At 64.5% G+C, this 21,105-nt stretch carries 16 protein-coding genes; 7 read left to right on the forward strand and 9 right to left on the reverse strand.

All coding sequences use genetic code 11. From position 1 onward, the window contains the following. Positions 1 to 39: 39 nt before the first annotated feature. The 3 genes from proP to ACK3BK_RS14545 form a co-directional block, all read right to left on the reverse strand. Positions 40 to 1,539, reverse strand: coding sequence for a glycine betaine/L-proline transporter ProP (gene proP, locus ACK3BK_RS14535; protein ID WP_186664046.1), 1,500 nt, complete (start codon positions 1,537 to 1,539; stop codon positions 40 to 42). 414 nt (positions 1,540 to 1,953) lie between these two features. Next, on the reverse strand, positions 1,954 to 6,279 hold the full coding sequence (locus tag ACK3BK_RS14540; RefSeq protein WP_411382700.1) for an NEL-type E3 ubiquitin ligase domain-containing protein: 4,326 nt from the start codon (positions 6,277 to 6,279) through the stop codon (positions 1,954 to 1,956). A 70-nt stretch (positions 6,280 to 6,349) separates the two neighbouring features. Further along, positions 6,350 to 7,318 carry a LysR family transcriptional regulator gene (locus ACK3BK_RS14545; protein ID WP_186664042.1) on the reverse strand — a complete coding sequence of 323 codons (969 nt, stop codon included), beginning with the start codon at positions 7,316 to 7,318 and terminating at the stop codon, positions 6,350 to 6,352. Positions 7,319 to 7,564: 246 nt separating this feature from the next. Between ACK3BK_RS14545 and argH the strand changes: the two genes are divergently transcribed. From argH to ACK3BK_RS14570, 5 genes are all read left to right on the forward strand, one after another. Further along, entirely contained in the window at positions 7,565 to 8,992 is a 1,428-nt protein-coding gene (gene argH, locus ACK3BK_RS14550) for an argininosuccinate lyase (protein ID WP_411382701.1), read from the forward strand. Positions 8,993 to 9,080: 88 nt separating this feature from the next. Further along, positions 9,081 to 9,959, forward strand: coding sequence for an amino acid ABC transporter permease (locus tag ACK3BK_RS14555; RefSeq protein WP_054891502.1), 879 nt, complete (start codon positions 9,081 to 9,083; stop codon positions 9,957 to 9,959). A 23-nt stretch (positions 9,960 to 9,982) separates the two neighbouring features. Beyond that, positions 9,983 to 10,747, forward strand: coding sequence for an amino acid ABC transporter ATP-binding protein (locus tag ACK3BK_RS14560; protein WP_186665400.1), 765 nt, complete (start codon positions 9,983 to 9,985; stop codon positions 10,745 to 10,747). A gap of 33 nt (positions 10,748 to 10,780) precedes the next feature. Beyond that, the gene (locus tag ACK3BK_RS14565; protein ID WP_186664038.1) at positions 10,781 to 11,605 is read left to right on the forward strand and encodes an ABC transporter substrate-binding protein; all 825 of its coding nucleotides are present in this window, start codon (positions 10,781 to 10,783) and stop codon (positions 11,603 to 11,605) included. Between the two features lie 88 nt (positions 11,606 to 11,693). Beyond that, the gene (locus ACK3BK_RS14570; RefSeq protein WP_411382702.1) at positions 11,694 to 12,890 is read left to right on the forward strand and encodes an MFS transporter; all 1,197 of its coding nucleotides are present in this window, start codon (positions 11,694 to 11,696) and stop codon (positions 12,888 to 12,890) included. Position 12,891: 1 nt separating this feature from the next. Here the strand turns inward: ACK3BK_RS14570 and metC are convergent, their stop codons facing one another. The 6 genes from metC to ACK3BK_RS14600 form a co-directional block, all read right to left on the reverse strand. Continuing rightward, positions 12,892 to 15,591, reverse strand: a complete 2,700-nt coding sequence (metC, locus tag ACK3BK_RS14575; RefSeq protein ID WP_411382703.1) for a cystathionine beta-lyase — start codon at positions 15,589 to 15,591, stop codon at positions 12,892 to 12,894. Between the two features lie 121 nt (positions 15,592 to 15,712). Further along, a complete protein-coding gene (locus tag ACK3BK_RS14580; RefSeq protein WP_411382704.1) occupies positions 15,713 to 16,303 on the reverse strand; it encodes a cysteine dioxygenase in 591 nt (196 codons plus the stop codon). Between the two features lie 29 nt (positions 16,304 to 16,332). Further along, entirely contained in the window at positions 16,333 to 17,151 is an 819-nt protein-coding gene (locus ACK3BK_RS14585) for an amino acid ABC transporter ATP-binding protein (RefSeq protein WP_186664030.1), read from the reverse strand. Further along, positions 17,141 to 17,821, reverse strand: a complete 681-nt coding sequence (locus tag ACK3BK_RS14590; protein ID WP_411382705.1) for an amino acid ABC transporter permease — start codon at positions 17,819 to 17,821, stop codon at positions 17,141 to 17,143. The genes ACK3BK_RS14585 and ACK3BK_RS14590 overlap by 11 nt, the downstream gene beginning before the upstream one ends. After that, positions 17,811 to 18,545, reverse strand: a complete 735-nt coding sequence (locus ACK3BK_RS14595) for an amino acid ABC transporter permease (protein WP_411382706.1) — start codon at positions 18,543 to 18,545, stop codon at positions 17,811 to 17,813. Before ACK3BK_RS14595 ends, ACK3BK_RS14590 begins: the two co-directional genes overlap by 11 nt. Continuing rightward, entirely contained in the window at positions 18,545 to 19,384 is an 840-nt protein-coding gene (locus tag ACK3BK_RS14600) for a transporter substrate-binding domain-containing protein (RefSeq protein WP_186707807.1), read from the reverse strand. Before ACK3BK_RS14600 ends, ACK3BK_RS14595 begins: the two co-directional genes overlap by 1 nt. A gap of 273 nt (positions 19,385 to 19,657) precedes the next feature. Here ACK3BK_RS14600 and ACK3BK_RS14605 point away from each other — a divergent pair, with 273 nt between their 5' ends. Next, entirely contained in the window at positions 19,658 to 20,515 is an 858-nt protein-coding gene (locus tag ACK3BK_RS14605; RefSeq protein WP_186664022.1) for a LysR substrate-binding domain-containing protein, read from the forward strand. Positions 20,516 to 20,580: 65 nt separating this feature from the next. Beyond that, positions 20,581 to 20,949: a glyoxalase superfamily protein gene (locus tag ACK3BK_RS14610; RefSeq protein ID WP_411382707.1), complete on the forward strand. Its 369-nt coding sequence runs from the start codon at positions 20,581 to 20,583 to the stop codon at positions 20,947 to 20,949. Positions 20,950 to 21,105: the final 156 nt, after the last annotated feature.

The raw sequence follows: 21,105 nt of genomic DNA on the forward strand, positions 1-21,105 counted from the left end.
CGAGGGGGCTGCATCATTTTGCCATCATCACTTCCTGACTCATTCGATCCGCGGATGCTGCTGCACCAGCACCTTGCGCTTGGCCTCGAGTTCGGCGATCTGCTCGTCGATGTCCTCGATCTTCTGCTCGATGGTGTCGTGGTGCTCCTGCAGCAGTTCCTTGGCTTCCTCAAGGTCCGAGGCCGCAGGCGCCGCGCCGCGCAGCGGCTTGTTGGCGGTCTCTTTCATGGTCAGCCCGGTGAGCAGACCGATCACGGCGATGACCATCAGGTAATAGGCCGGCATGTACAGGTTGTCGGTGCTTTCCACCAGCCAGGCGGCGATGGTCGGGGTGAGGCCGGCGATCAGCACCGAGATGTTGAAGGCGCTCGCCAGGGCGCTGTAGCGGATGTGGGTGGGGAACATCGCCGGCAAGGTCGAGGCCATCACACCGATGAAGAAGTTCAGCAGCACCGCCAGGATCAGCAAACCGGCGAAGATCACCCCGAGGCTGCCGCTGTTGATCAGCATGAACGCCGGAATCGACAGCACGAACAAGCCGACGCTGCCTACCACGATGAAGGGACGTCGGCCGACCTTGTCGCTGAGGAAGCCGATCACCGGCTGCACGAACAGCATCCCGACCATGATCGCGATGATGATCAGCACGCCGTGGTCTTCGCTGTAGTGCAGGTTGTGCGACAGGTAGCTGGGCATGTAGGTGAGCAGCATGTAGTAGGTGACGTTGGTCGCGATCACCACACCGATGCAGGTCAGCAGGCTGCGCCAGTGCTTGGTGGCCACCTCCTTGAACGACACCTTGGGCCCCGAGGCCAGGCCTTCGCGATCACCCTGCTCGAGCTTGTCGACGTGCTGCTGGAAGGCTGGCGTCTCCTCCAGGGCGTGGCGCAGGTAGAGGCCGATGATGCCCAGCGGCAGCGCGACCAGGAACGGCAGGCGCCAGCCCCAGTCGAGGAATTTCTCCTCGCCGACGATGGCCGAGATCATCACCACCATACCGGCACCCAGCACGAAGCCTGCGATCGAGCCGAAGTCCAGCCAGCTGCCGAGGAAGCCGCGCTTGCGGTCCGGGGCGTACTCGGCGACGAAGATCGAGGCGCCGGTGTACTCGCCGCCGACCGAGAAGCCCTGGGCCATCTTGGCCAGCAACAGCAGGATCGGCGCCCAGATGCCGATCGAGGCATAGGACGGTATCAGGCCAATGGCGAAGGTGCTCAGCGACATGATGACGATGGTCGCCGCCAGGACTTTCTGGCGACCGTAGCGGTCCCCCAGGGCGCCAAAGAACAGACCGCCCAGCGGCCGGATCAGGAAAGGCACCGAGAAGGTAGCCAGAGCCGCGATCATCTGCACGCTGGGCGAGGCGTTGGGGAAGAACACCTTGCCCAGGGCGTAGGCGACGAAGCCGTAGACGCCGAAGTCGAACCACTCCATGGCGTTGCCGAGCGCCGCGGCGGTGATCGCCTTGCGCATCTTGGCGTCGTCGACGATGGTGATGTCTTTCAAGCCGATCGGCTTGACTCTCTTGCGTGATTTCATAAGTGCTTACTCTGTAGCTGACCTGTCGTGACAATCCGCTGTCCCCGGGGCAGATCGGGCGGGCGAACGGTTTTTGGCCACGCAGCCAAAGCAATAGTGGCAACGGGCCCTATGGGGTCAGATACAAATGGACACTAAATAATTCCGCACTTGATGATTTTTTCCTGGTGTCCGCTGCGACAGAGGTACGCCGCCGCACCTGCAGGACACAGGTGCAAACGCGGCGAATGAGCGAACAATGTCTGGGTGTAGGTCATCCATGACATCAAAGAAACGCTGTACCTGGGTGACCGAGTGATCGTGATGGATGCCCACCCGGGGCGCATTCGCGAAGACCTGCCTATCGACCTGGCACATCCTCGCGAGCGCCCCCATCCTGCCCTGCAGGTCTTGAAACAGCGCCCGCTCAAGCAGCTAGCTTCCAACCCACGGATGCGCATCCAGCATGCTCAAGGTGAACGCCAGGACCAACTCGCGCTCGGCAGTACTGCGCTCCTCGGCCAACGTCTGGATGTCGTCGAGCACGCCCTGCTCAGGCGAGGACTCGACCTCGGCCATCAGTGCTTCGAGGCGCTCATGGTAGGGCTGATTCAGCGTTTCGAAGGCTTCGGCCTGCGTGTTGCGCAGGTAGTCCTGCCAGAAACTGCGCTGTACCAACGATGCGGCAATGCGGGCATTGGTTTCCGCCTGCAGGATCGCCGTGCTCGCCCGACGCAGTTCTGCCTCCCCGACATCGGAGAACATCCGGTGGTACATGTAACGTGACTGGGCCGGCAACCCGAGCGGCTTGACCAGCCCGGCCCGGTAAGCCAGATGCACCTCAACCTCGTCGTGCAAACCATAGGGATTGGCGATACGTGCCTGCTGAATGTGCCGGGCGGCGATGCTGTCGACCTCGTCCAGCCGATACAGCTCGCGGCCCAATTGCGTCAATGCGGGGCCAACCGCAGCGGGGGCCAGCCCGATGGTACGTGTGGCGACCAGGGCGCGAACTTCCAGCAGGCTGAGAATCAGCAGCATCTGGTCGGAGCAGGTACGTGGCCCGGCAGCCTGCTGGAAGATCGCCTCGCGAACCTCGCTGTTCTGTACGCAGGCGTCGATCACCTGCCAGACCCTGCGTCGCAGATCCAGCCCCTGCATTGCGTAATCACGGGAGCGGCCAAGATCATACAGGAAGCGCATCAGGTCACTGCTACCCGGCTCGTGCAACAGACCATTCCATTGGCCCTCGCGCACCGTCCGCTGCGCATCGGTGGAACCTGCCAGCCAGAGTTCGAGCGACTCCTGCCCTCCCGGGGCATGTCGGCGCAGGGGCACGATCACCGCAGCATCCTCTCCCATTGCGGTACGCAGTGTGGCCTGTGCTGTTTCAGGCAGCGGATTGTCATGCAGGCTCAGGCCGGCCAGGCGACGACGCGAACGCGCAAGAGTCGGGCTCATGTCGCTGATGTTGTTGTCGCGCAGGTCGATATCCTCGAGCTGCGGATGCATGTACACCTCGACTGGCAGCTCAACCAACCCCGTACCGCGCAATGACAGACGCTGCAGGTTCTCCAGGGGACCAAGCGGCGGCAGTCGGCCGATGGGGTTGTGCGCAAGGTCCAGGGTACGCAGTTGCGTCAGCACGCTCAGCCTGGCCATGCCGGCTTCGTCGATGACGATCTGGTTGCCGGCCAGGTGCAGTTCGGTGAGCTGCGTCAGTAGTTGCAGCCCTTCAGGAATGCTGTCGATCAGGTTGTCACGCAGATCGAGGCTGCGCAGGCTGGCAAAGCGCGAGAGGAAATCTGCGTCGATGGCCTGCAGGTTCAGGCGGCGCAATGTCAGTTGGGTGACATGCTCGAACGTCACGCCCTCAGGAAGTGTGGGCAGGCTATCAAGCCGTTCGCTGTCGATGATCAGTCGGTACGTGCCATCGTGTTCGACACGCTTGCGCCGCCAGCAATGGCGGATGCGCTGGGCGATCAGGCGACGCCGCTCGATCATGGGCGCGCGGGTTGCCTCACGACGCCAGCTGCCCAGGCTTTGGTTGAGGCTAATCATTTGCTGTTGCAGGTTGCGCAGGTGATCCCACAGGCCCTCGCCGCGCTGGCGCACAGTCTCCAGATACGCTTCGACCTCTACATCCGACAGGGTCGGAAAGACTTGCTGATAACCCCGCAGCAAGGCACGACGTGACCCTTCGGGGCGGCCGCTCAACAGGTAACCGATGCGTCCGTCGCCCAACCGTTGCGCAGGGCGCAGACCTGCACCGATGGGCGCCATGCCAATGAGGCGGGCAGCCTGCTCGCGCTGGGCAAAGGCGCGCGCGGCCAGGGCATCGGCCAGGTGCCGGGCAGAACGGGCCGCCTCGCCCAACTGCAACCGTTGTGGTGCATCCAGATGCCATAGCAGGGCCTGGAACAGATCGTCCGTGGCGTAGGCACCCGGCATGGGCGTCCCTTGAGCATCGACTGCCAGATAGCCTTTCGCGGTCTTGATCATTCGACGCGTCTGGCTGGCAAGCGAATCGCCTACCTGTGCCAGCACCTGGCCATCGAAATGTCCGTCACGCACCTCGATACGTACAGAGCTGTCCCAGGGCGACCAGGCCTGCAACAGTCCCAACGCCAGTTGTTCGGTATCCTGAACCACCGCGGCGGTCTGCTCGAAACCTGCACAGGCCCGATCAAGACGGGCGTCACGCAACTGCCAGCGCGCACGCTCGGTCAACGCCAGCGGCACCCGTCCGTGCTCCAGCAGTTGCTGGAGCTGGTCAGCATTGGCCTGGTCGAGCAGTTCCTGGCTCGCACGCGTCGTGAGGGAGGGAAAATCACGGTGCAAGGGCTGCGCTGCCGGGCCTGGTGTGTTCTCCTGCTCCCGGACGTGAGCTTCGAACGCGGCGCCACGCAGTTTGGGAAAGCTGTCGTGCAATTGATAACGCTGCGCCGCATCGTAGAGACGCGCTGGCGCAGGTGCATTTTCAAGGTGCAGTCGCCGTAGCTGCGCCTCGTCCATCCCGATACTGCGCAGCAGCGGACCGGCCATATCGTCACTCACCTGGCGCAACCCTCTGCCCAGACGGCGTATCAGCATGCCTTCCCCCTGCCATTGCTGGGCAGGCTCCAGGGCATGGCGCAGGCCACCGGCACCGTTGTCCTCAAGCGCAATGGTCGATGCCTCGGGTCGGTTCGGGTGCGCCGCTGCCGCTACATCCGGGTCATCGCCCAAGCGATAGGTCGTACCCTCGATCCCCTGATACGTCTGCCCGTCGAGGGTTGCCCGCTCACCGTGCGCCAGCGCCACTTCTTGCGTGGCATAACCGGGAAGATCGGCACGCGCCAGGCGCAATTGACCATCGGCGCCCCGTAGGGGGGCCAGTTCGTCGACCTGCGCGACCCGCTCAAGCACCTTGCTGGCGCCGGCTGTGACGCCGAGCAGGGCAAGGTTCTGCGCCACCGCCACAAGATGGCCAAGCGCTGCCTCCCGATCGCCGAGTTCCCAGTCACGGTACCCCTCATACACCTCTTCGGTCAGTTGCTCGGCCGTGATCGCCAGCAGTGGCAAGCCGAGTTCTGGAACGAAGAAGCTGGCGATTCCCAGAACGTCGAGCCCCAGCCCCTTGAGCCAGTGCAGTCGACGATCACGCTCGACGCTGTCGACCAGGCTGGTCGGCACGGCCAGCACCTTTGCATCGTCCAGCAGGGTATCGACCTGCACCTGGCGCAGGTGGGCGAACAACGGGCCTGCGACAGGCTGCCACCGACCATCCAGCTCGATGGCATCCTGCGGGCCGCCTTGGGCCAGCAAGCGCTCCAGCACCTGGGCGAAATGCACGCGGTCCTTTACGCTGACGAAACGCTGGAAGAACGACCAGTAACCCGCCTGGCGAAAACGCCGGCCCAGCGCCTTGAACAGCTCGGACCAGGAGCTGTGGACACTCAAGGCGCCCTGCGGATCGTCCGGTATCCAGGCGATCAACTGCTCAGGTTGACCTTCTGCTCCCTCTTGCCCGGGCATCTGGAACACCACCACCCCCTGGATCCTGCGGCCCAACAGGCGTATGTCCAGTGCCGTCAGCGAGGCTGGCTGGGAGGGCGAAGCGCAGACCTTTTGTAGCGCCGCCAGCATGTGCTCGTCGATATCACCCTTAAGCCGCGCCAGCCACGCTGTGGCCTCCAGCCCCTCTCGCCAGCCCTGTTCGAGCAGGGCTTCGTTGTGTCGGCGTATGGCATCGTTGCCGAACAGCACGTGCTTGAGATGCTGCTGGTAGAGCCCCCCCAGATCCAGGGTGCGACACAGGCCCGCGAAGGCCCGGGGCTGGAGGGCAAGCGTGTTGCCTTCGGCATCGAGTACTGCCGACGCTGCCCGCCAAGCGACCTTCGATGTTTCGGCGCGCTCGAAATTATGCAGCGCCGAGGCCAGCAGGCTGTGTTCGAAACTACGCATGACGATGCCATCCGGGGCCCAGCCGACGCCCGACGGGAAGCGGATCTGGACCTCGCGCCGCAGCATGCTGCGGCGCACATCCAGCGAGGGTTGAACCTGTTTGTCCAGCGCCTCGCTCAGCAGGGGCGCGGCAAATTCCTCCAGTGGCTGGATCTGCCCAAGCAAGGCACGCACCGCATGTTGCGTCTGTTGCTGGGCGCGCAACGCCCGGTGCAGTGCGTCCAGTTGTTCGGGCGTGGCTGCACTCAACCAATTGGGCAGACGGCTGGCGATCAGTGTATCGATCGTTTCATCGGGAAGGGATCGGGTCGGCATGATGCTGCTCCATGGCATTGAAAAAGCGCATGAAGCCAGCGAGTGCAGGGACGCACGTGGTAGCTATTTCTCAAGTCCCGGACAAACGCAGGTTTACCCCCATGGCCTGGGCGAAGGTTTTCACCAGTGGGCTGCGTGGGGTGTTGTGGCGCAGGATCAGGCAGAAAGGTGTGTGAAAACGCACCACCTCGGCATGGATCACACGCAGGCGGCCCTGGCTGACCAGCGATTGTGCATAGTGGCACGGCAGAAAACCGATGAAGTTGCCGGTGAGCAGCAGCATCGCCACCGCCTCGACCTGGGTGGCCGACGTCTGGTTGTTCTCCTGCTCGAAGAACTGCCATTTGGCCGTGTGCATGGCATAGCGGTGGTGGACGAAGTTGTGTTCGCGCAGGCTGTCGAGGGGGATGTCGGCATCGCTTCGGGCGAACAATGGATGGCCTTCGCCGCAATACAGCGCCGAAGCTTCCTGGTACATCTCGAAATAGTCGAACTCTTCCCGGCGCTGGTACAGCGGGACAATGCCGGCAATGAACCGACCCTCGATGACGCCGCGCTCCACCTCGTCCAGTTGCGCCACGTTCAGGCGTACACGCACCTTCGGATGATCGCTGGAAATTTGCCGGATCGCGGCGATCAGGGGCGAGCTTCGGTCGGACAGGGTGTTGTCGATGGCGCCCACGCCCAGTTCGCCGATCAGCTCGTTCTGGGCACTGCTGATGCGGTCGCGAAAGTTGTCGACCGAGTTGAACAGCTCGATCGAGGCCTGGTACACCACCTGCCCCTCTTCGGTCAGGCTGAAGCCTTCCCGCCCACGGCTGCACAAACGCATGCCGATACGGATTTCCAGATCGGAAATCTGCTTGCTGATGGCTGCCAGGCCCACGTTCAATTCGTTCTGCGCGGCGCTGAAGCCTCCTGCCTCGACCACTGCCTTGAACACCTTGAGCAATTTGAAGTCCTGGCCACTCAAGGCCAGTGGCGCACGAATCCGGGTTTTTTCCGGCAGGTTTCCCGCAGTGGAAAGTGAGGTTTCCATTGTAAGTATTTACCTCGCGCTCGGCTTTCAACAGGCTGGACAGCACAACAAGAAATCAGCCGGTCTCGCCATCATGACCCTATGCAACGGCATATTGCAAGACTCTCCAAACTTTCTATTTCAGTCGCAAGCGATTGATTTAATTCATTTTTATACCCTGCCCCAGCCTATGTGAAACCTGCCTTCGCAGGCGTCATGACGGCCCGAACCTGCTGACACAAGATTCTCCTTCGAGGAACGACAACAATGACTCAGCCCACCGACCGCCTCTGGGGCGCCCGCTTCGCCTCAGGCCCGGCAGCCGCCCTCGCCGCCCTGTCGCGCTCGCCACAACGCTACTTCCAGATGGCGCCCTACGACCTCGCAGGCTCCCGTGCCCATGCCCGTGAGCTGCAGCGCGCAGGCCTGCTGGACAGCGACGAGACCGCGCGCATGCTGGCCGCCATCGACACCCTCGATGCCGACTTTCGTGCCGGCCGCGTGCAGCCGATCAAGGACGACGAGGACGTGCATACGTTCCTCGAGCGCGTGCTGACCGAGCGTCTCGGCGCGCTGGGCGGCAAACTGCGCGCCGGGCGCTCGCGCAATGACCAGGCGGCCAACGACCTGCGTCTGTTCCTGCGCGATCACGCACGCAAGCTCGCCGAACAGGTGCTGGCCCTGCAGGACGCCCTGGTGAGCCAGGCCGAACAGCACGTCGACACACTGTGCCCAGGCTTCACCCACCTGCAACAGGCGCAACCGATCAGCTTCGCCCATCAGTTGCTGGCCCATGCGCAAGCGATGCTGCGCGACGTGCAACGCCTGGTCGACTGGGATGCGCGCACGGCCCTGTCGCCCCTGGGCGCTGCGGCGATGGCCGGTTCGGCCATCGCCCGCCAACCACAACAGTCAGCGCTGGAAATGGGCTACAGCGGCGCGTGCGAGAACTCCATCGACGCCGTGGCCAGCCGCGACCATGTCGCCGAGTTCCTGTTCATCGCCAGCATGCTCGGCATCAACCTGTCGCGCCTGTCCGAGGAATTCTGCCTGTGGTCGTCGCGCCAGTTCCGCTGGGTCGAGCTGGACGATGCCTATGCCACCGGCAGTTCGATCATGCCGCAGAAGAAGAACCCGGACATCGCCGAGCTCACCCGTGGCAAGGCCGGGCGCCTGATCGGCAACCTGACCGGCCTGCTGTCCACCCTCAAGGCCCTGCCGCTGTCGTACAACCGCGACCTGGCCGAGGACAAGAGCGAGGTGATGGACACGCTCGACACGCTAGGCCTGGTGCTCCCCGCCATGGCCGGCATGGTGCGGACCATGCAGGTGCGCGTGGACGAACTGCGCCGCCAGGCGCCGCTGGGCTTCACCCTGGCCACCGAGGTCGCCGACTGGCTGGCCATGCGCGGCGTACCGTTCAAGGAGGCCCACGAGATCACCGGAGCCTTGGTGCGCGCCTGTGAGGCGCAGGACATCGAGCTGTGGCAGGCGAGCCCTGCGATGCTCGCCGACATCGACCCGCGCCTGACACCCGAGGTGCGCGAGAGCCTCACCCTGGAAGCGGCCATCGCCATGCGCAGCGGCCACGGCGGTACTGCGCCACAACGCGTGCGCGAGCAGATCGTGCGCCTGAAAGTCGCCCTTGAAGAACAACAGGCCTGGGCTGCCCATTACCAAGGGCCGCGCACCTGAAGACCTGTGGGCAGCGGTTTCGCAAGGACCCGCTGCCCGCCACCGATCGACACGCCCAGGCGCCCTGCGCCGACTGCGGAGCCACACCATGAGTCAGATACACGCCAAACGCCTCGCCGATGAGCGCAGGCAACAGGAAAACGAGTTCGACATCAGCCGCTACGAACATGTCCCGCGCCGTTACTACGGGCGCATGTTCTTCGCCACGCTGATCGTCGTGCTGTTGCTGGGGCTGGCCAATGCCTTTGCCAACGGCAAGATCGAATGGGCCTTCGTCGGCCAGTTCCTGACCTCCGAGGCGATCCTCTGGGGCCTGGGCAATACCATCGTCATGTCGGTGATCGCCATGGCCTTGGGCATCGTCTTCGGCGTCATCACCGCAGTGATGCGCATGTCGCAGAACCCGATCCTGCAGTACGTGGCGCTGGCCTACACCTGGCTGTTCCGGGGTACGCCGCTGATCCTGCAACTGCTGCTGTGGTTCAACCTGGCGCTGATCTTCCCCACCATCGGCATTCCTGGCCTGTTCCAGTTCGACACCGTGACGCTGATGACCCCCTTCGTCGCCGCGCTGCTGGGCCTGAGCATCAACCAGGGCGCCTACACCGCCGAGGTGGTGCGTGCCGGCTTGCTGTCGGTGGACACGGGCCAGTACGAAGCGGCCAAGTCGATCGGCATGCCGCGCCTGCAGGCGCTGCGCCGGATCATCCTGCCCCAGGCCATGCGCATCATCATCCCGCCGGTGGGCAACGAGTTCATCGGCATGGTCAAGATGACCAGCCTGGCCAGCGTCATCCAGTATTCGGAGCTGCTGCACAACGCGCAGAACATCTACTACGCCAACGCGCGGGTGATGGAGCTGCTGATCGTTGCCGGCATCTGGTACCTGGCAGTGGTGACCCTGCTGTCGTTCGGCCAGAGCCGCCTGGAACGTCACTTCGCCAAGGGCGCTGGCAAGCGCTCCTGATCGGCCCTAGAGAGAACATGCCCATGAGAAGCATCGTCAAGGCCGTCGGCCTGCAGAAATACTACGGCGACTACCACGCGCTGAACGACATCAACCTGGAGATCGAGCAAGGCGAAGTGCTCTGCGTGATCGGCCCCTCGGGCTCCGGCAAGAGCACCTTCCTGCGCTGCATCAACCAGCTGGAAAAGGTCGATGGCGGCGGTCTGTGGGTCGACGGCGAGCTGGTCGGCTACCGCATGGCCGGCCACAAGCTGCACGAACTGACCGAATCGCAGATCGCCCGCCAGCGCCTGGCCACCGGCATGGTGTTCCAGCGTTTCAACCTGTTCCCCCACCTGACCGTGCTGCAGAACATCATCGAAGGGCCCTGCCAGGTGCTGCGCCGCTCGCCCAAGGAAGCCACCGAGGATGCCCTCGAACTGCTGGCCCGGGTCGGCCTGAGCGACAAGCGCGACCACTACCCCATCCAGCTTTCCGGTGGTCAGCAGCAGCGTGTCGCCATCGCCCGCGCCCTGGCCATGCGCCCGAAACTGATGCTGTTCGACGAACCCACCTCCGCGCTGGACCCCGAGCTGGTCGGCGAGGTGCTGTCGGTCATGCGTGACCTGGCCAAGTCCGGCATGACCATGGTCGTGGTCACCCACGAGCTGGGCTTTGCCCGCGAGGTGTCCAACCGAGTGGTGTTCATGGACGCCGGACAGATCGTAGAAGCAGGAAGCCCCGAAGAGGTGCTCCTGGCCCCCCAGAACCCGCGGACCCAGAACTTCATTTCCGCGGTTCGTACCTGACTGCCGCCCACAACCATAAAGAGAACCCTAGGCATGAAAAAAACCCTTCTTGCGTGCAGCGTACTGACCGCCCTGGCCTTCAACGCCCAGGCCGCCGTGGAACTTCCGGCCTCGATCAAGGCCAAGGGCGAAATCGTCGCCGCAATCGTCCCCAACTACCCACCGATGGACTTCAAGGACCCGGCCACCAACCAGCTGACCGGCGTCGATGTCGACCTGGGCAACGCCCTGGCCGAACGCCTGGGGGTGAAGATCAAGTGGCAGGAGACCGCCTTCGAGCAGATGATCAGCGCCCTGGTCACCAAGCGCGTCGACATCATCCTTTCGGGCATGACCGACACCAAGGAACGCCAGCAGGTGGTGACCTTCGTCGACTACTTCACCAGCGGCCCGCAGTTCTACACCCTGCAAAGCCGCGGCGAGATCAACGAGATGACCGACCTGTGCGGCAAGAAAGTCGGCACCAGCCGCCGCACTACCTGGCCCAACGATGTCGCCACCTGGAGCAAGGCCAACTGCGAAGCCAATGGCAAGCCGGCAGTGATCGTGCTCGGTTCCGAGGGCAGTGCCGATGCGCGCGCGCAACTGCGCCAAGGGCGCCTTGATGCCGCCGTGCAAGGCAGCGAAACGCTGCCTTATATCCAGGACCTGGAGAAAGGCACCTTCAAGATTCTGGGTACCCCGCTGACCACCCAGCTCACCGGGCTGGGCGTGGCCAAGGATAACGCTGCGCTGTCGGCTGCGATCCGCAGCGAACTGCAGGCGATGGTCGACGATGGCAGCTACCGCAAGATCCTGGAGAAATGGGGCGCAGCCGATGGCGAGCTGAACCCGATCACCATCAACGGCGGGAAGTGATTCGACAGGTTGAAATTGCGGCGTACTTTTCGCGGGTGAACCCGCGAAAAGGCCCATACCGACATTTCCCAATGCCCGAGAATGGACTGTGGCCACCTACTCCCCCGTCATCCGCCGCCTGATGCTGAGCTCGCTGACCCTGGTGATCAGCCGCTCGCTCACCAGCCCCCTGCTGGCGTTGTTCCTCACCACACAACTGGGCATGGCCCAGCATGACGTGGGGCTGCTGATCAGTGTCGCCGCACTGTCGGGCACCGTGTTCGGCCTCTACGGCGGCTACGTGATCGACCGCTTCGACAAGCGTCGCCTGCTGGGCCTGGCGATGCTTTCGACCGCGATCGGCTTCCTGCTGCTGACCTTCGCCCAGGACGCCTGGCAGGCCGCGCTGACCCTGGTGCTGACCGAGTCGGCCTCGGCACTGTTCGTCATTGGTTCCAAGGCCATGCTCGGCGAATACCTGGCGATCGAGCAGCGCGCCAAGGCCTTCTCCTTGCGCTACACCCTCACCAACATCGGCTACGCCACCGGCCCGATGCTCGGCGTGGTGCTGGTCGGGCTGCACCCGCTGGCGCCCTTCTGGACCGCCAGCGCGGTGGCCCTGCTGAGCCTGTGGGTGATGAGCGCGGTGCCCGCCAGCACGGCGAACACCACCCTTACCGCGCAGCCGCCAACGCGCTTCATGGCCGTACTGGCGGCGGTGCGCAGCGACCGCATCCTGCTGCTGTTCACCGCGGGCAGCGTGCTCAACGCCCTGGTGCACGGACGCTTCACCATCTACCTGTCGCAGTACCTGCTGGTGAAGTACCCACCGGCGCAGGCCATGACCACCCTCCCGGCGCTGCTGGCCTGCAACGCCCTGGTGGTGATCGTGCTGCAATTTCAGTTCGGCCGGCTGCTCAGCCGCGACAACCTGGGGCGCTGGATGAGCATCGGCGCGGTGCTGTTCATCGGCGGGCTGGCGGGGTTCCTGTATGCCGACAATCTGATCAGTTGGTGTCTGGCAATGTTCGTCTTCACCCTCGGCGAAATGATCCTGTTGCCCAGCGAGTTCCTGTTCATCGACAGCATTGCCCCTGAACACCTCAAGGGCAGCTACTACGGATTCCAGAACCTGGCGGCAGTCGGCGGCGCACTGAGCCCGGTACTGTGCGGCTACCTGCTGGGGACAGGCATGCCCGGCAGCATGTTCATCGCGCTGATGGTCACCGCCGCGTGCGGCGGCGGATTGTGTGCTGCGGCATGCCTGTGGGCGCAGCGCCGGCGTGAGGGACCGCCGATGCTCTGACTCAACGCGCCCGGCGCAGGGCCTGGTCCAGATCGCGTTGCAACGAACGCACGTCCTCCAGCCCCACGTGCAGGCGCACCAGGGGCCCGACCAGGGTTGGCACACACTGGCGCTCGCGGGTCCCGGCCAAGGTCACCAGGCTTTCGTAGCCGCCCCAGGATGCACCGATCCCGAACAGGCGCAGGCCATTGACAAAGGACTCGGCGCTCGCCAGCGATGGGTTCGCCAGGGTGAAACTGAGCAAGCCATTGCTACCGCTGAAATCGCGCTGCCACAAGGCGTGCCCAGGGTGCTCCGGCAAGGCTGGATGGAACACCTGTGCCACCTCCTCGCGCTGCTGCAACCAGCGCGCGATGTCCAACCCCTGACGCTCGTGCACAGCCATGCGGCTGGCCAGGCTACGCGCACCACGCAACACTAGCCAGGCATCGTCGGGGCTTACGGTGCAGCCGCAGTTGTCGCTCATGCGCGAGAGCGCGGCAAAGGCTTCGCGGGTAGTACAGACACTGCCCATCATCACGTCGCTGTGTCCGCCCAGGTACTTGGTCAGGGCCATGACCGAAATGTCGGCGCCCAAGGTCAGCGGCCGGTGCAGGTAGCCCGAGCCCCAGGTGTTATCGACGGCCAGCAGCACGCCGCGGGCCTTGCACAGGGCAGCCATGGCCGGCAGGTCGTTGAGCTCGTAGAGCAACGAGCTGGGGCTTTCGCTGTAGACCATGCGTGTTTCGGCGCGCAGCACCTGCTCCAGGTCACGGCCGTCGGCGGCGAAGTACTGCACCTGCACGCCGAAGGGTTCGAGCAGCTCACGCGCCAGGCGCCGCACCGGATCGTAGACACCATCGCTGACCAGCAGATGATCTCCCGGACGCAAGTAGGCCAGGAACGTCTGGGCGATTGCCTGCAGGCCGGTGGCGTACAGGCGGGTGCGATACCCCCCTTCCAGCTCGCTGACCAGGTCTTCCAGGGCAAAGGCCGTGGGGTTGCCACGGGCTCCGTAGCTGAGCACACGCTCCTGGTCGCGGCGGCTGCGGGCCTGGCGCATGTCGGCGACGCTGTCGAACAGCACCGTGCTCAGGCGGCTCACAGGCGGATTGACCCCATGCGCACCTGTACCCGGCTCGCCCCGACCACCGTGCACCAGGCGCGTGGCCACCGGGTCGACAGGGGTCAACGGACTGAAGCTTGCGGTTTCGGCCTCGTTCATCTGGGCGATCAGGCCGGTTTCCCAGGCCAGGTACTGTCGAGCCGCGTCCTTGTTGCCGCTGTGCCGGTCATGGACGAAGAACAGGAAGTCGATACAGGCTGCATCCGGCAACGACAGGTCATTCTCCACCTGCGGCCAGTCGTTCAGCGATGCACGGGGGAACAGGCGTGCGGCCTGTTGCTGAGCAGGTGTCAGCTCGGCGAGCGCCAACTGCGCCACGCGCGGATCGTCGGCGATGAACACCAGGCGCTGCCCAGCCCCGCCCACCTGCTGCGCCAGCTGCGGACGGATCGACCACCGGGCGCCTTGCAGGTGGCGCTTGCGGTAGGCGGTGCTGGAGCGCAGGTCGATCAGCAACGCGTCTGCAAGCTCATCGACGCGGGCTTCTGCGAGGGTCACCGGCAATGGTGCAGTCACGTCCAGAGCCAGGCCGCTGTCCAGGCCCCCTTCGAGCACATGGGCCTCGTGGCCCATCTGGCGCAGCCAACTGGCGACCACTGGCGCGCGCACGCCATCCGTGTCGAACAGCACCACACGGGCCTTGCGCACACCGATATACAGGTCGGTGCCCTGGATCAGCTGGCCACCTGGGCAATGCTGTGCGCCCGGCAGGCTGCCGGCGGCGAACTCTTCGGGGGTGCGCACGTCGCAGAGAAACAGGCTTCGCCCGGCGTCGGCGGCCCACTGTCGGACCTGCTCTGCATCCACCCAGGCGACCCCCGCCTGCTGGGCCAGTTGCCGCGCCCGCGCACGTTGCCTGGTCAGCGCGGCGCCGCTGTGCTCGGAGTACCCACGCTCGCTACCGTGATCCAGCGGCAGGTCCACCAGGTACCAGCCTTGGGTGCCGTTCTCCAAGGCATAGACCGGGTTGTCTATACCCAGGTTGATCAGCGTCTGCGCACCGATGATGCTGCGGGTGCGACCGGCGCAGTTGATCACCACCGGGGTGTGCGGGTCGCTCACCAGGTCTTCCAGGCGATAGCCCAGCTCGCCATTCGGGCAGCAGGTGGCGCCGGGGATGCTCATCTTGGCGAACTCCTCCAGCGGGCGACCATCGAGCAGCACCAACGGCTTGCCCTGGCGCTGCCACTCAGCCAGCTCCTGGGCACTGATGCGCGGGGTGTGGCAGGCATGCTCGACCAGCTCGCCGAAGGCCTTCGAAGGCAGGTGCACACCGGCGAACAGCTCGAAACCGGCGCGCTGCCAGCCCAGGCTGCCGCCCTCCAGGCAATGCACGGCGGTATAGCCCAACGCTTGCAGACGCTCGGCTCCGCGTTGGGCCAACGCACCGCCGGTCTCATCGTAGACCACCACACGCACCGCAGGATTGGGCGCCAGGCGCGGCGCTTCGAGCTCAAGGCGGCTGTAGGGCAGATTGACGGCGTAGAACAGGTGGGCCTCGCCGTATTGACCGTGCTCGCGCAGGTCGAACAGGGCAATTTCCTGGCCGTCGAACAGCCAGGTGTGCAGAAGCTCGGGGGTGATGCTGGGGATCATGGGACGCAGTCCGTGGTCGTTGGTGGGGAGCAGCGCTGGGAGATCGTGTCGTTCCTTTCGCGGGCAAGCCCGCTCCTACAGGTGCCTTACGGGCTTGCCCGCGAAAAGCGCGACACCCATCTCAAAGCCCGTAAGCCTCGATCGAAGGCGCCATCTGTGATTTGTTGTAGTTCACCACGCTACCGTCATCCTTGACGCCGTAGCGGTGCTCCAGAGACTCCAGCGGGCGGCCATAGAGGTGGAAGTGCAGCGTCGGGCTGTCGCCCTCGACGCGGATGCCATGCAGGTCCTCGCCCAGGAAGGCCACCGAGGTTCCAGGCTGCACCACGATCTCGCGCTCCAGCGCCAGGGTGGCACGGGCCGGATCGCTGCCGTCGTCCTCGCGGCGGTACACGCGGTTGAGCTCCTGGCCCTCGACGGCGACGATGATCGCCCAGGTCTCGTGGTTGTGCGGCAGGGTCGCCTTGCCTGGCAACAGCGAATTGACGTACAGGGTCGGCGACTCGCCGTCGTCGTTCAGGCGATAGCGAAACTGGGTTTCGCCGGTCGCGGCATCCGGGGCCGGAAAGCGCTCGAAGTTGAACAATTCGCGGCGCTCGGCCAGGCCCTCGAGCAGCTTGACGATCTGCTGCAGGGCTGCACGGTCGACGCCGCACGCATGGATGGCACGCACTTGCGCAAGGAACGGCTGGATCACGGAATCACGGGACATTGTCGGTCTCTCTTGGCTGGAGGCTGAAATCACACGCTGAGGCTGTAGCGCCCCAGGTTGGTCAATACATCGGGCGCCGGACGGCTCGGACGCTGGCTGCCCTCGCCCAGCGCGTGCTGGAGGAAGGCCTGGGTACGTGCATGGGTCGGGGCACGGAACACCTGCTCGGCACTGCCGTGCTCGACGATGCGCCCATGCTCGGTGAAATACACCTGGTCGCTGATCTCTTCGGCAAAGCGCATCTCGTGGGTGACCAGCACGCAGGTCATGCCCTCCTCGGTCAACTCGCGGATCACCGCCAGCACCTCACCGACCATCTCTGGGTCGAGCGCCGAGGTCACTTCATCGAACAGGATCAGCTTGGGCCGCATGGCCAGGGCGCGGGCAATCGCCACGCGCTGCTGCTGGCCACCGGAGAGCTCACCCGGGAACGCCGTGGCCTTGTGCCCCAGGCGAACCTTGTCGAGCAGCGCCAGGGCCTCGTCGCGCACAGCCTGGCGCGGGCGGCCGAGCACCTTGGTCGGGGCGATCAGCAGGTTGTCGAGCACACTCAGGTGGGGAAACAGGTTGTACTGCTGAAAGACGAAACCGACCTGCTTGCGCAGGGCGATCAGCCCGGCTTCGCCCTGCAACTGCTCCACTGCGGTATCCCCTATGCGGATGTTGCCGCGCTGCGGGCGCAACAGCCCGGTCATGCAGCGCAGGATGGTCGATTTGCCTGAGCCGGACGGGCCGATGATCGACACCGCCTGCCCGGCCTGCACGTCCAGGTCGATACCGCGCAGCACCGGATTGTCGCCAAAGGCCAGGTGCACATCGCGAAGCTGGATCAAAGGTTCAGAAGGCATAGCGACGCTCCAGGCGTTGGGTCAGGCGGGCAATCGGGTAGCAGTAGAAGAAGAACAGCGCCAGCACACTGAAATACACCAGCACCGTGAAACCGCTGCGGTTGACGGTGTTGGCAGCGATCTGCGCACTGTCGATCAGGTCGTGCACGCCCACCAGCGAAGCCAGCGCGGTGCCCATGGTCACCACCGCGTACAGGTTCATCCACGGCGCCAGCATGCGCCGCAGGCACTGCGGCAGAATGATCGAGGTGAAAATCTGGCCACGGCTGAAGGCCAACGAGCGCGCGGCCTCCCACTGAGTGGCCGGAATCGAGGCGACCGCGCCCCGGAAGATCTCGGCTACGTTGGCGCTGGCTGGCAGCGCAAGGCCCACGGTGACCTTGAGCCAGTCGGGAAAGGCCACCCAGGCACCGGCGATCTGCACATCGAACGGGAATACATAGGAGGTAAAGTAGATCAGCACCAACCAGGGTGCATTGCGAAACACCTGCACCCACAACCGCGCCACGCCGCGCAGGGGGCGCAGCGGCGACAGCAGCAGGATCCCCACCAGCAGCCCCAGCAGCGTGCCCAGGCCAATGGCGCCGACGCTGATCTGGATATTCTGCAGCAGGCCTGCCCCCAGGGTGGGCGACCACTGCCAGAGCGTGGCGAAATGCTCAATGGCCATAACCTGGCATCCTCAGGCGCGCTTCCAGGGCGCGACCGATACAGTTGACTGCAAAGCTGAGCAGTCCGAAAAAGGCCAGGATCAGCAGCATCAACTCGATGACGTTGTCGCCCTGGGTCCAGATCATGATCGACGCATAGGTAATGTCGTTGACGGCGATGGCCGAGGCCACCGCGGTCATCTTCACCAGGTCGATCAAGTTGTTGACCAGCGCCGGCAAGGCGAAACGCACGGCCAGCGGCAGTTGCACCTGCAGCAGTTGCTGGCGACGGCTGAAGGCCAGCGAGCTGGCCGCTTCGAGCGTCACCGCCGGCACGGCTTCGATCCCGGCGCGCAGGGCTTCGGCGTGAAAGGCGCCCTTGTGCAGGGAGATCACCAGCACCACCCAGGCGAACGGGGTCATGGGGTTGGCACTGCCCAGGCTCTGGTTGATCAGCATGTTCAGCACCAGGAAAGCGCAATACAGCTGCACCAGGGTCGGCGTGTTACGCGTCACCTCGATGAAGGCCCGCGCCGGCCAGGTCAGCCAGCGCTTCCCGGACGTGACCGCGGCAGCCAACAACACCCCCACCAGCAGGCTGCCGACGATGCTGAACAGGCACAGACCGAGGGTGGTCAACGCACCGTCGAGCAGCTTGCCGCTGGCATAGGCGTCGAGCAGGAAGGCGTAGTTCAGGCCGAGATGGGCAAGCTGCCCCACCAGCCAGTGCAGGCTGTCGCTCATCAGGCGCCTTCGCCCTGCAGCTTGGCACGCAACTCCACCAGCGCCGGCGAGGCCGGGGTGATGTGGTTGGCCTGCTCACGCTCGATCAGCCAGCCACTGCGGTGCCACTGCTTGACGAAGGGGTCCAGGCGCTGCTGGGTATCGGTTTCGCCCAGGCGGGTCCAGATCACCGAGGGCGCGGGGTTCAGTTCCGGGGCCAGGGCACGATAGCCGCTCCACTCTCCCCCCTTGGCCAACAGCGGATTGATCAGCGTGGCGTCATGCACCGCGGCCACGCAGTTGTTGCCGCGCAGGGCCAGCAGGGATTCGGCGGAGGTCTTGAAGGCCTTGAGGTCGGCGCCCAGGTCGATCAGCGCCTGGGTGTAGCTGCTGCCCTGGGAGGTGCACACCGGCTGGCCCTTGAGGTCGGCCCAGGTCTTGACCGGGCTGTCCTTGGCCAGCGCGGCGGTGCCGCCGACCCGGTAGAACGGCGTGGGCACGTGGCCCAGCAGCTTGTCGCGCTCAGGTGTCCATTCCATGTTGGCAATCAGCAGATCGACCTTGCCCTGTTGCAGGAACTGCACGCGGTTGGCCGGCTGTACGGCGACCAGATCGACCTCGACGCCCAACTGGCGTGCCAGGTCGCGAGCCAGGTCGACGCTGAAACCGATTGGCTCGCGGGTATTCGGGTCGATGGCCCCGAAGGGGCCACCGGAAAGCACCACACCCACCGCCAGCTTGTGGCGCTGCTGGATCTTGTCCAGGGTGGCATCGGCCTGGGCAAGGCCGCTGGCGGCCAGGCCGGTGGTGGCGAGCAACGCGGCAAACAGGCCGCGACGGGCAACGGTGGACAGCGACATGGTGGGCTCCTGATCCCGGCAGCCGGAACACCCGGCCAGTGAGGGCGCATCCTAGAAACTTGGCAGGATCAGGGGAAATGCAAATATTGCCTATCGTTATAACTTGGATCGAGTGATCAGCAGCTTTATTTGGCATAAGCAGCGAAAACAAAGGGGATTGCACCCAGACATTGCAAATCCAGGCCAACAAAACATAATGTTTCTTTATCGTTTATTGATCGACAGTAATGTAAAAACAGGCGATCCGCCCCCATTCCAACCGCAGGCCCACCCATGACCACACCCGCCCTGGACCTCGATTTGCTGCGCACCTTCGTCGCCATCGTCGATCACACAAGCTTCGCCGAAGCGGGTCGTCACCTGGCCCGCACCCAGGCCTCGGTCACTCAACACATGCAACGCCTGGAACAGCAGGTGGGCGTGGCGCTGTTGCGCAAGCAGGGCCGGCACAAAGCCCTCACCGACGCCGGCCGGCAGCTGCTGCGCCATGCCCGGCAGATGCTCGCACTCAACGACGAAGCCCTCGCCGGCCTGCGCCAGGACGGCCTGAGCGGCGTGCTGCGGATCGGTTCGCCGCACGACATCGCCGACACCATCCTGCCACCGCTGCTCGGCCATATCGCCCGTTCGGCGCCGAACCTGCGCCTGGAGATAGACGTCGGCCGTAGCCCATTCCTGATGGACGACCTGCAGCGTGGCAAGGTCGACATGGTCATTTCCACCGTCAACGCCCCCGGCGTCGAGGGTTTCGCCTTGCGTACCTCGCCGGTGTGGTGGATCTGTGCAGCGCAGTACCAGCACATCCCCGGCGAACCGCTGCCGCTAGTGCTGGTGGACGAACCGAGCCTGTATCGCCGACTGGCCCTGGACGCCCTGGAACAGGCCGGCATCCCGTGGCGCCAGGCCTACCTGGCGTCCAACCTGATCGGCATCAAGGCTGCGGTACGCGCAGGCTTGGGCATCACCGCGCGCAGCCAGGAAATGGTCGGCCCGGACATGCGTGTGCTCGGCCAGAGTGATGGCCTGCCGCCGTTGCCTGACGTCACCTATCACCTGTGGGTGCGGGCCAACACGGTCAACCCCCTGGTACGCCAGGCCTATGCTATGGTACGCGCCAGCGTGGGGCTGTGAGCCAATCGCCACGGCCGACCGCGATGCGCTAGAGTGGCGATCTCTCACCCGGTAAGGATGCCCCCATGCAATTCGCCCCCGCCATTCCCGTGCTGCGCATCTTCTCGGTCGACAAGGCCAAGGAGTTCTACCTCGATTTCCTGGGCTTCAGCCTCGACTGGGAACACCGCTTCGCCCCCGACCTGCCGCTGTACGCGCAAATACACCGCGACGGGCTGATCCTGCACCTGTCCGAGCACTATGGCGACGCCACGCCGGGCTCTACCGTGTTTGCCCGGGTCGAGGATCTGAAGGCGCTCGAAAGCGAACTGCAGGCCAAAAAGTACGGTTATTCACGCCCCGAAGCCGAGCGGGTGGACTGGGGGCTGCAAATGCAGATCCGTGATCCGTTCGGCAATTTGCTGCGGTTTTGTCAGCAGATTGGGGATGAATAACATTGCTGAAATCTCCCACACACTGTTTAGACACCCCTGAATAGGCTCAGCAGCGAAAGTTCTGCATTGTGCGCGCATCTGAAACAGGTTCGGCACCAGTAAGGGACTTCGCTTGCAGGCTACAAGTACATATCACGTCGTCGATCATCACGGGAT

The organism is Pseudomonas sp. L7, assembly GCF_046605565.1.
Taxonomy (GTDB): Bacteria; Pseudomonadota; Gammaproteobacteria; order Pseudomonadales; family Pseudomonadaceae; genus Aquipseudomonas; species Aquipseudomonas wayambapalatensis.

Coding starts and splice junctions, on each gene's coding strand:
- ACK3BK_RS14545 (WP_186664042.1), bottom strand. CDS start 7,318: ATGGAAACCTCACTTTCCACTGCGGGAAACCTGCCGGAAAAAACCCGG.
- ACK3BK_RS14600 (WP_186707807.1), bottom strand. CDS start 19,384: ATGTCGCTGTCCACCGTTGCCCGTCGCGGCCTGTTTGCCGCGTTGCTC.
- ACK3BK_RS14595 (WP_411382706.1), bottom strand. CDS start 18,545: ATGAGCGACAGCCTGCACTGGCTGGTGGGGCAGCTTGCCCATCTCGGC.
- ACK3BK_RS14555 (WP_054891502.1), top strand. CDS start 9,081: ATGAGTCAGATACACGCCAAACGCCTCGCCGATGAGCGCAGGCAACAG.
- ACK3BK_RS14610 (WP_411382707.1), top strand. CDS start 20,581: ATGCAATTCGCCCCCGCCATTCCCGTGCTGCGCATCTTCTCGGTCGAC.
- ACK3BK_RS14605 (WP_186664022.1), top strand. CDS start 19,658: ATGACCACACCCGCCCTGGACCTCGATTTGCTGCGCACCTTCGTCGCC.
- ACK3BK_RS14590 (WP_411382705.1), bottom strand. CDS start 17,821: ATGGCCATTGAGCATTTCGCCACGCTCTGGCAGTGGTCGCCCACCCTG.
- ACK3BK_RS14585 (WP_186664030.1), bottom strand. CDS start 17,151: ATGCCTTCTGAACCTTTGATCCAGCTTCGCGATGTGCACCTGGCCTTT.
- argH (WP_411382701.1), top strand. CDS start 7,565: ATGACTCAGCCCACCGACCGCCTCTGGGGCGCCCGCTTCGCCTCAGGC.
- metC (WP_411382703.1), bottom strand. CDS start 15,591: ATGATCCCCAGCATCACCCCCGAGCTTCTGCACACCTGGCTGTTCGAC.
- ACK3BK_RS14580 (WP_411382704.1), bottom strand. CDS start 16,303: ATGTCCCGTGATTCCGTGATCCAGCCGTTCCTTGCGCAAGTGCGTGCC.
- ACK3BK_RS14565 (WP_186664038.1), top strand. CDS start 10,781: ATGAAAAAAACCCTTCTTGCGTGCAGCGTACTGACCGCCCTGGCCTTC.
- ACK3BK_RS14560 (WP_186665400.1), top strand. CDS start 9,983: ATGAGAAGCATCGTCAAGGCCGTCGGCCTGCAGAAATACTACGGCGAC.
- proP (WP_186664046.1), bottom strand. CDS start 1,539: ATGAAATCACGCAAGAGAGTCAAGCCGATCGGCTTGAAAGACATCACC.
- ACK3BK_RS14540 (WP_411382700.1), bottom strand. CDS start 6,279: ATGCCGACCCGATCCCTTCCCGATGAAACGATCGATACACTGATCGCC.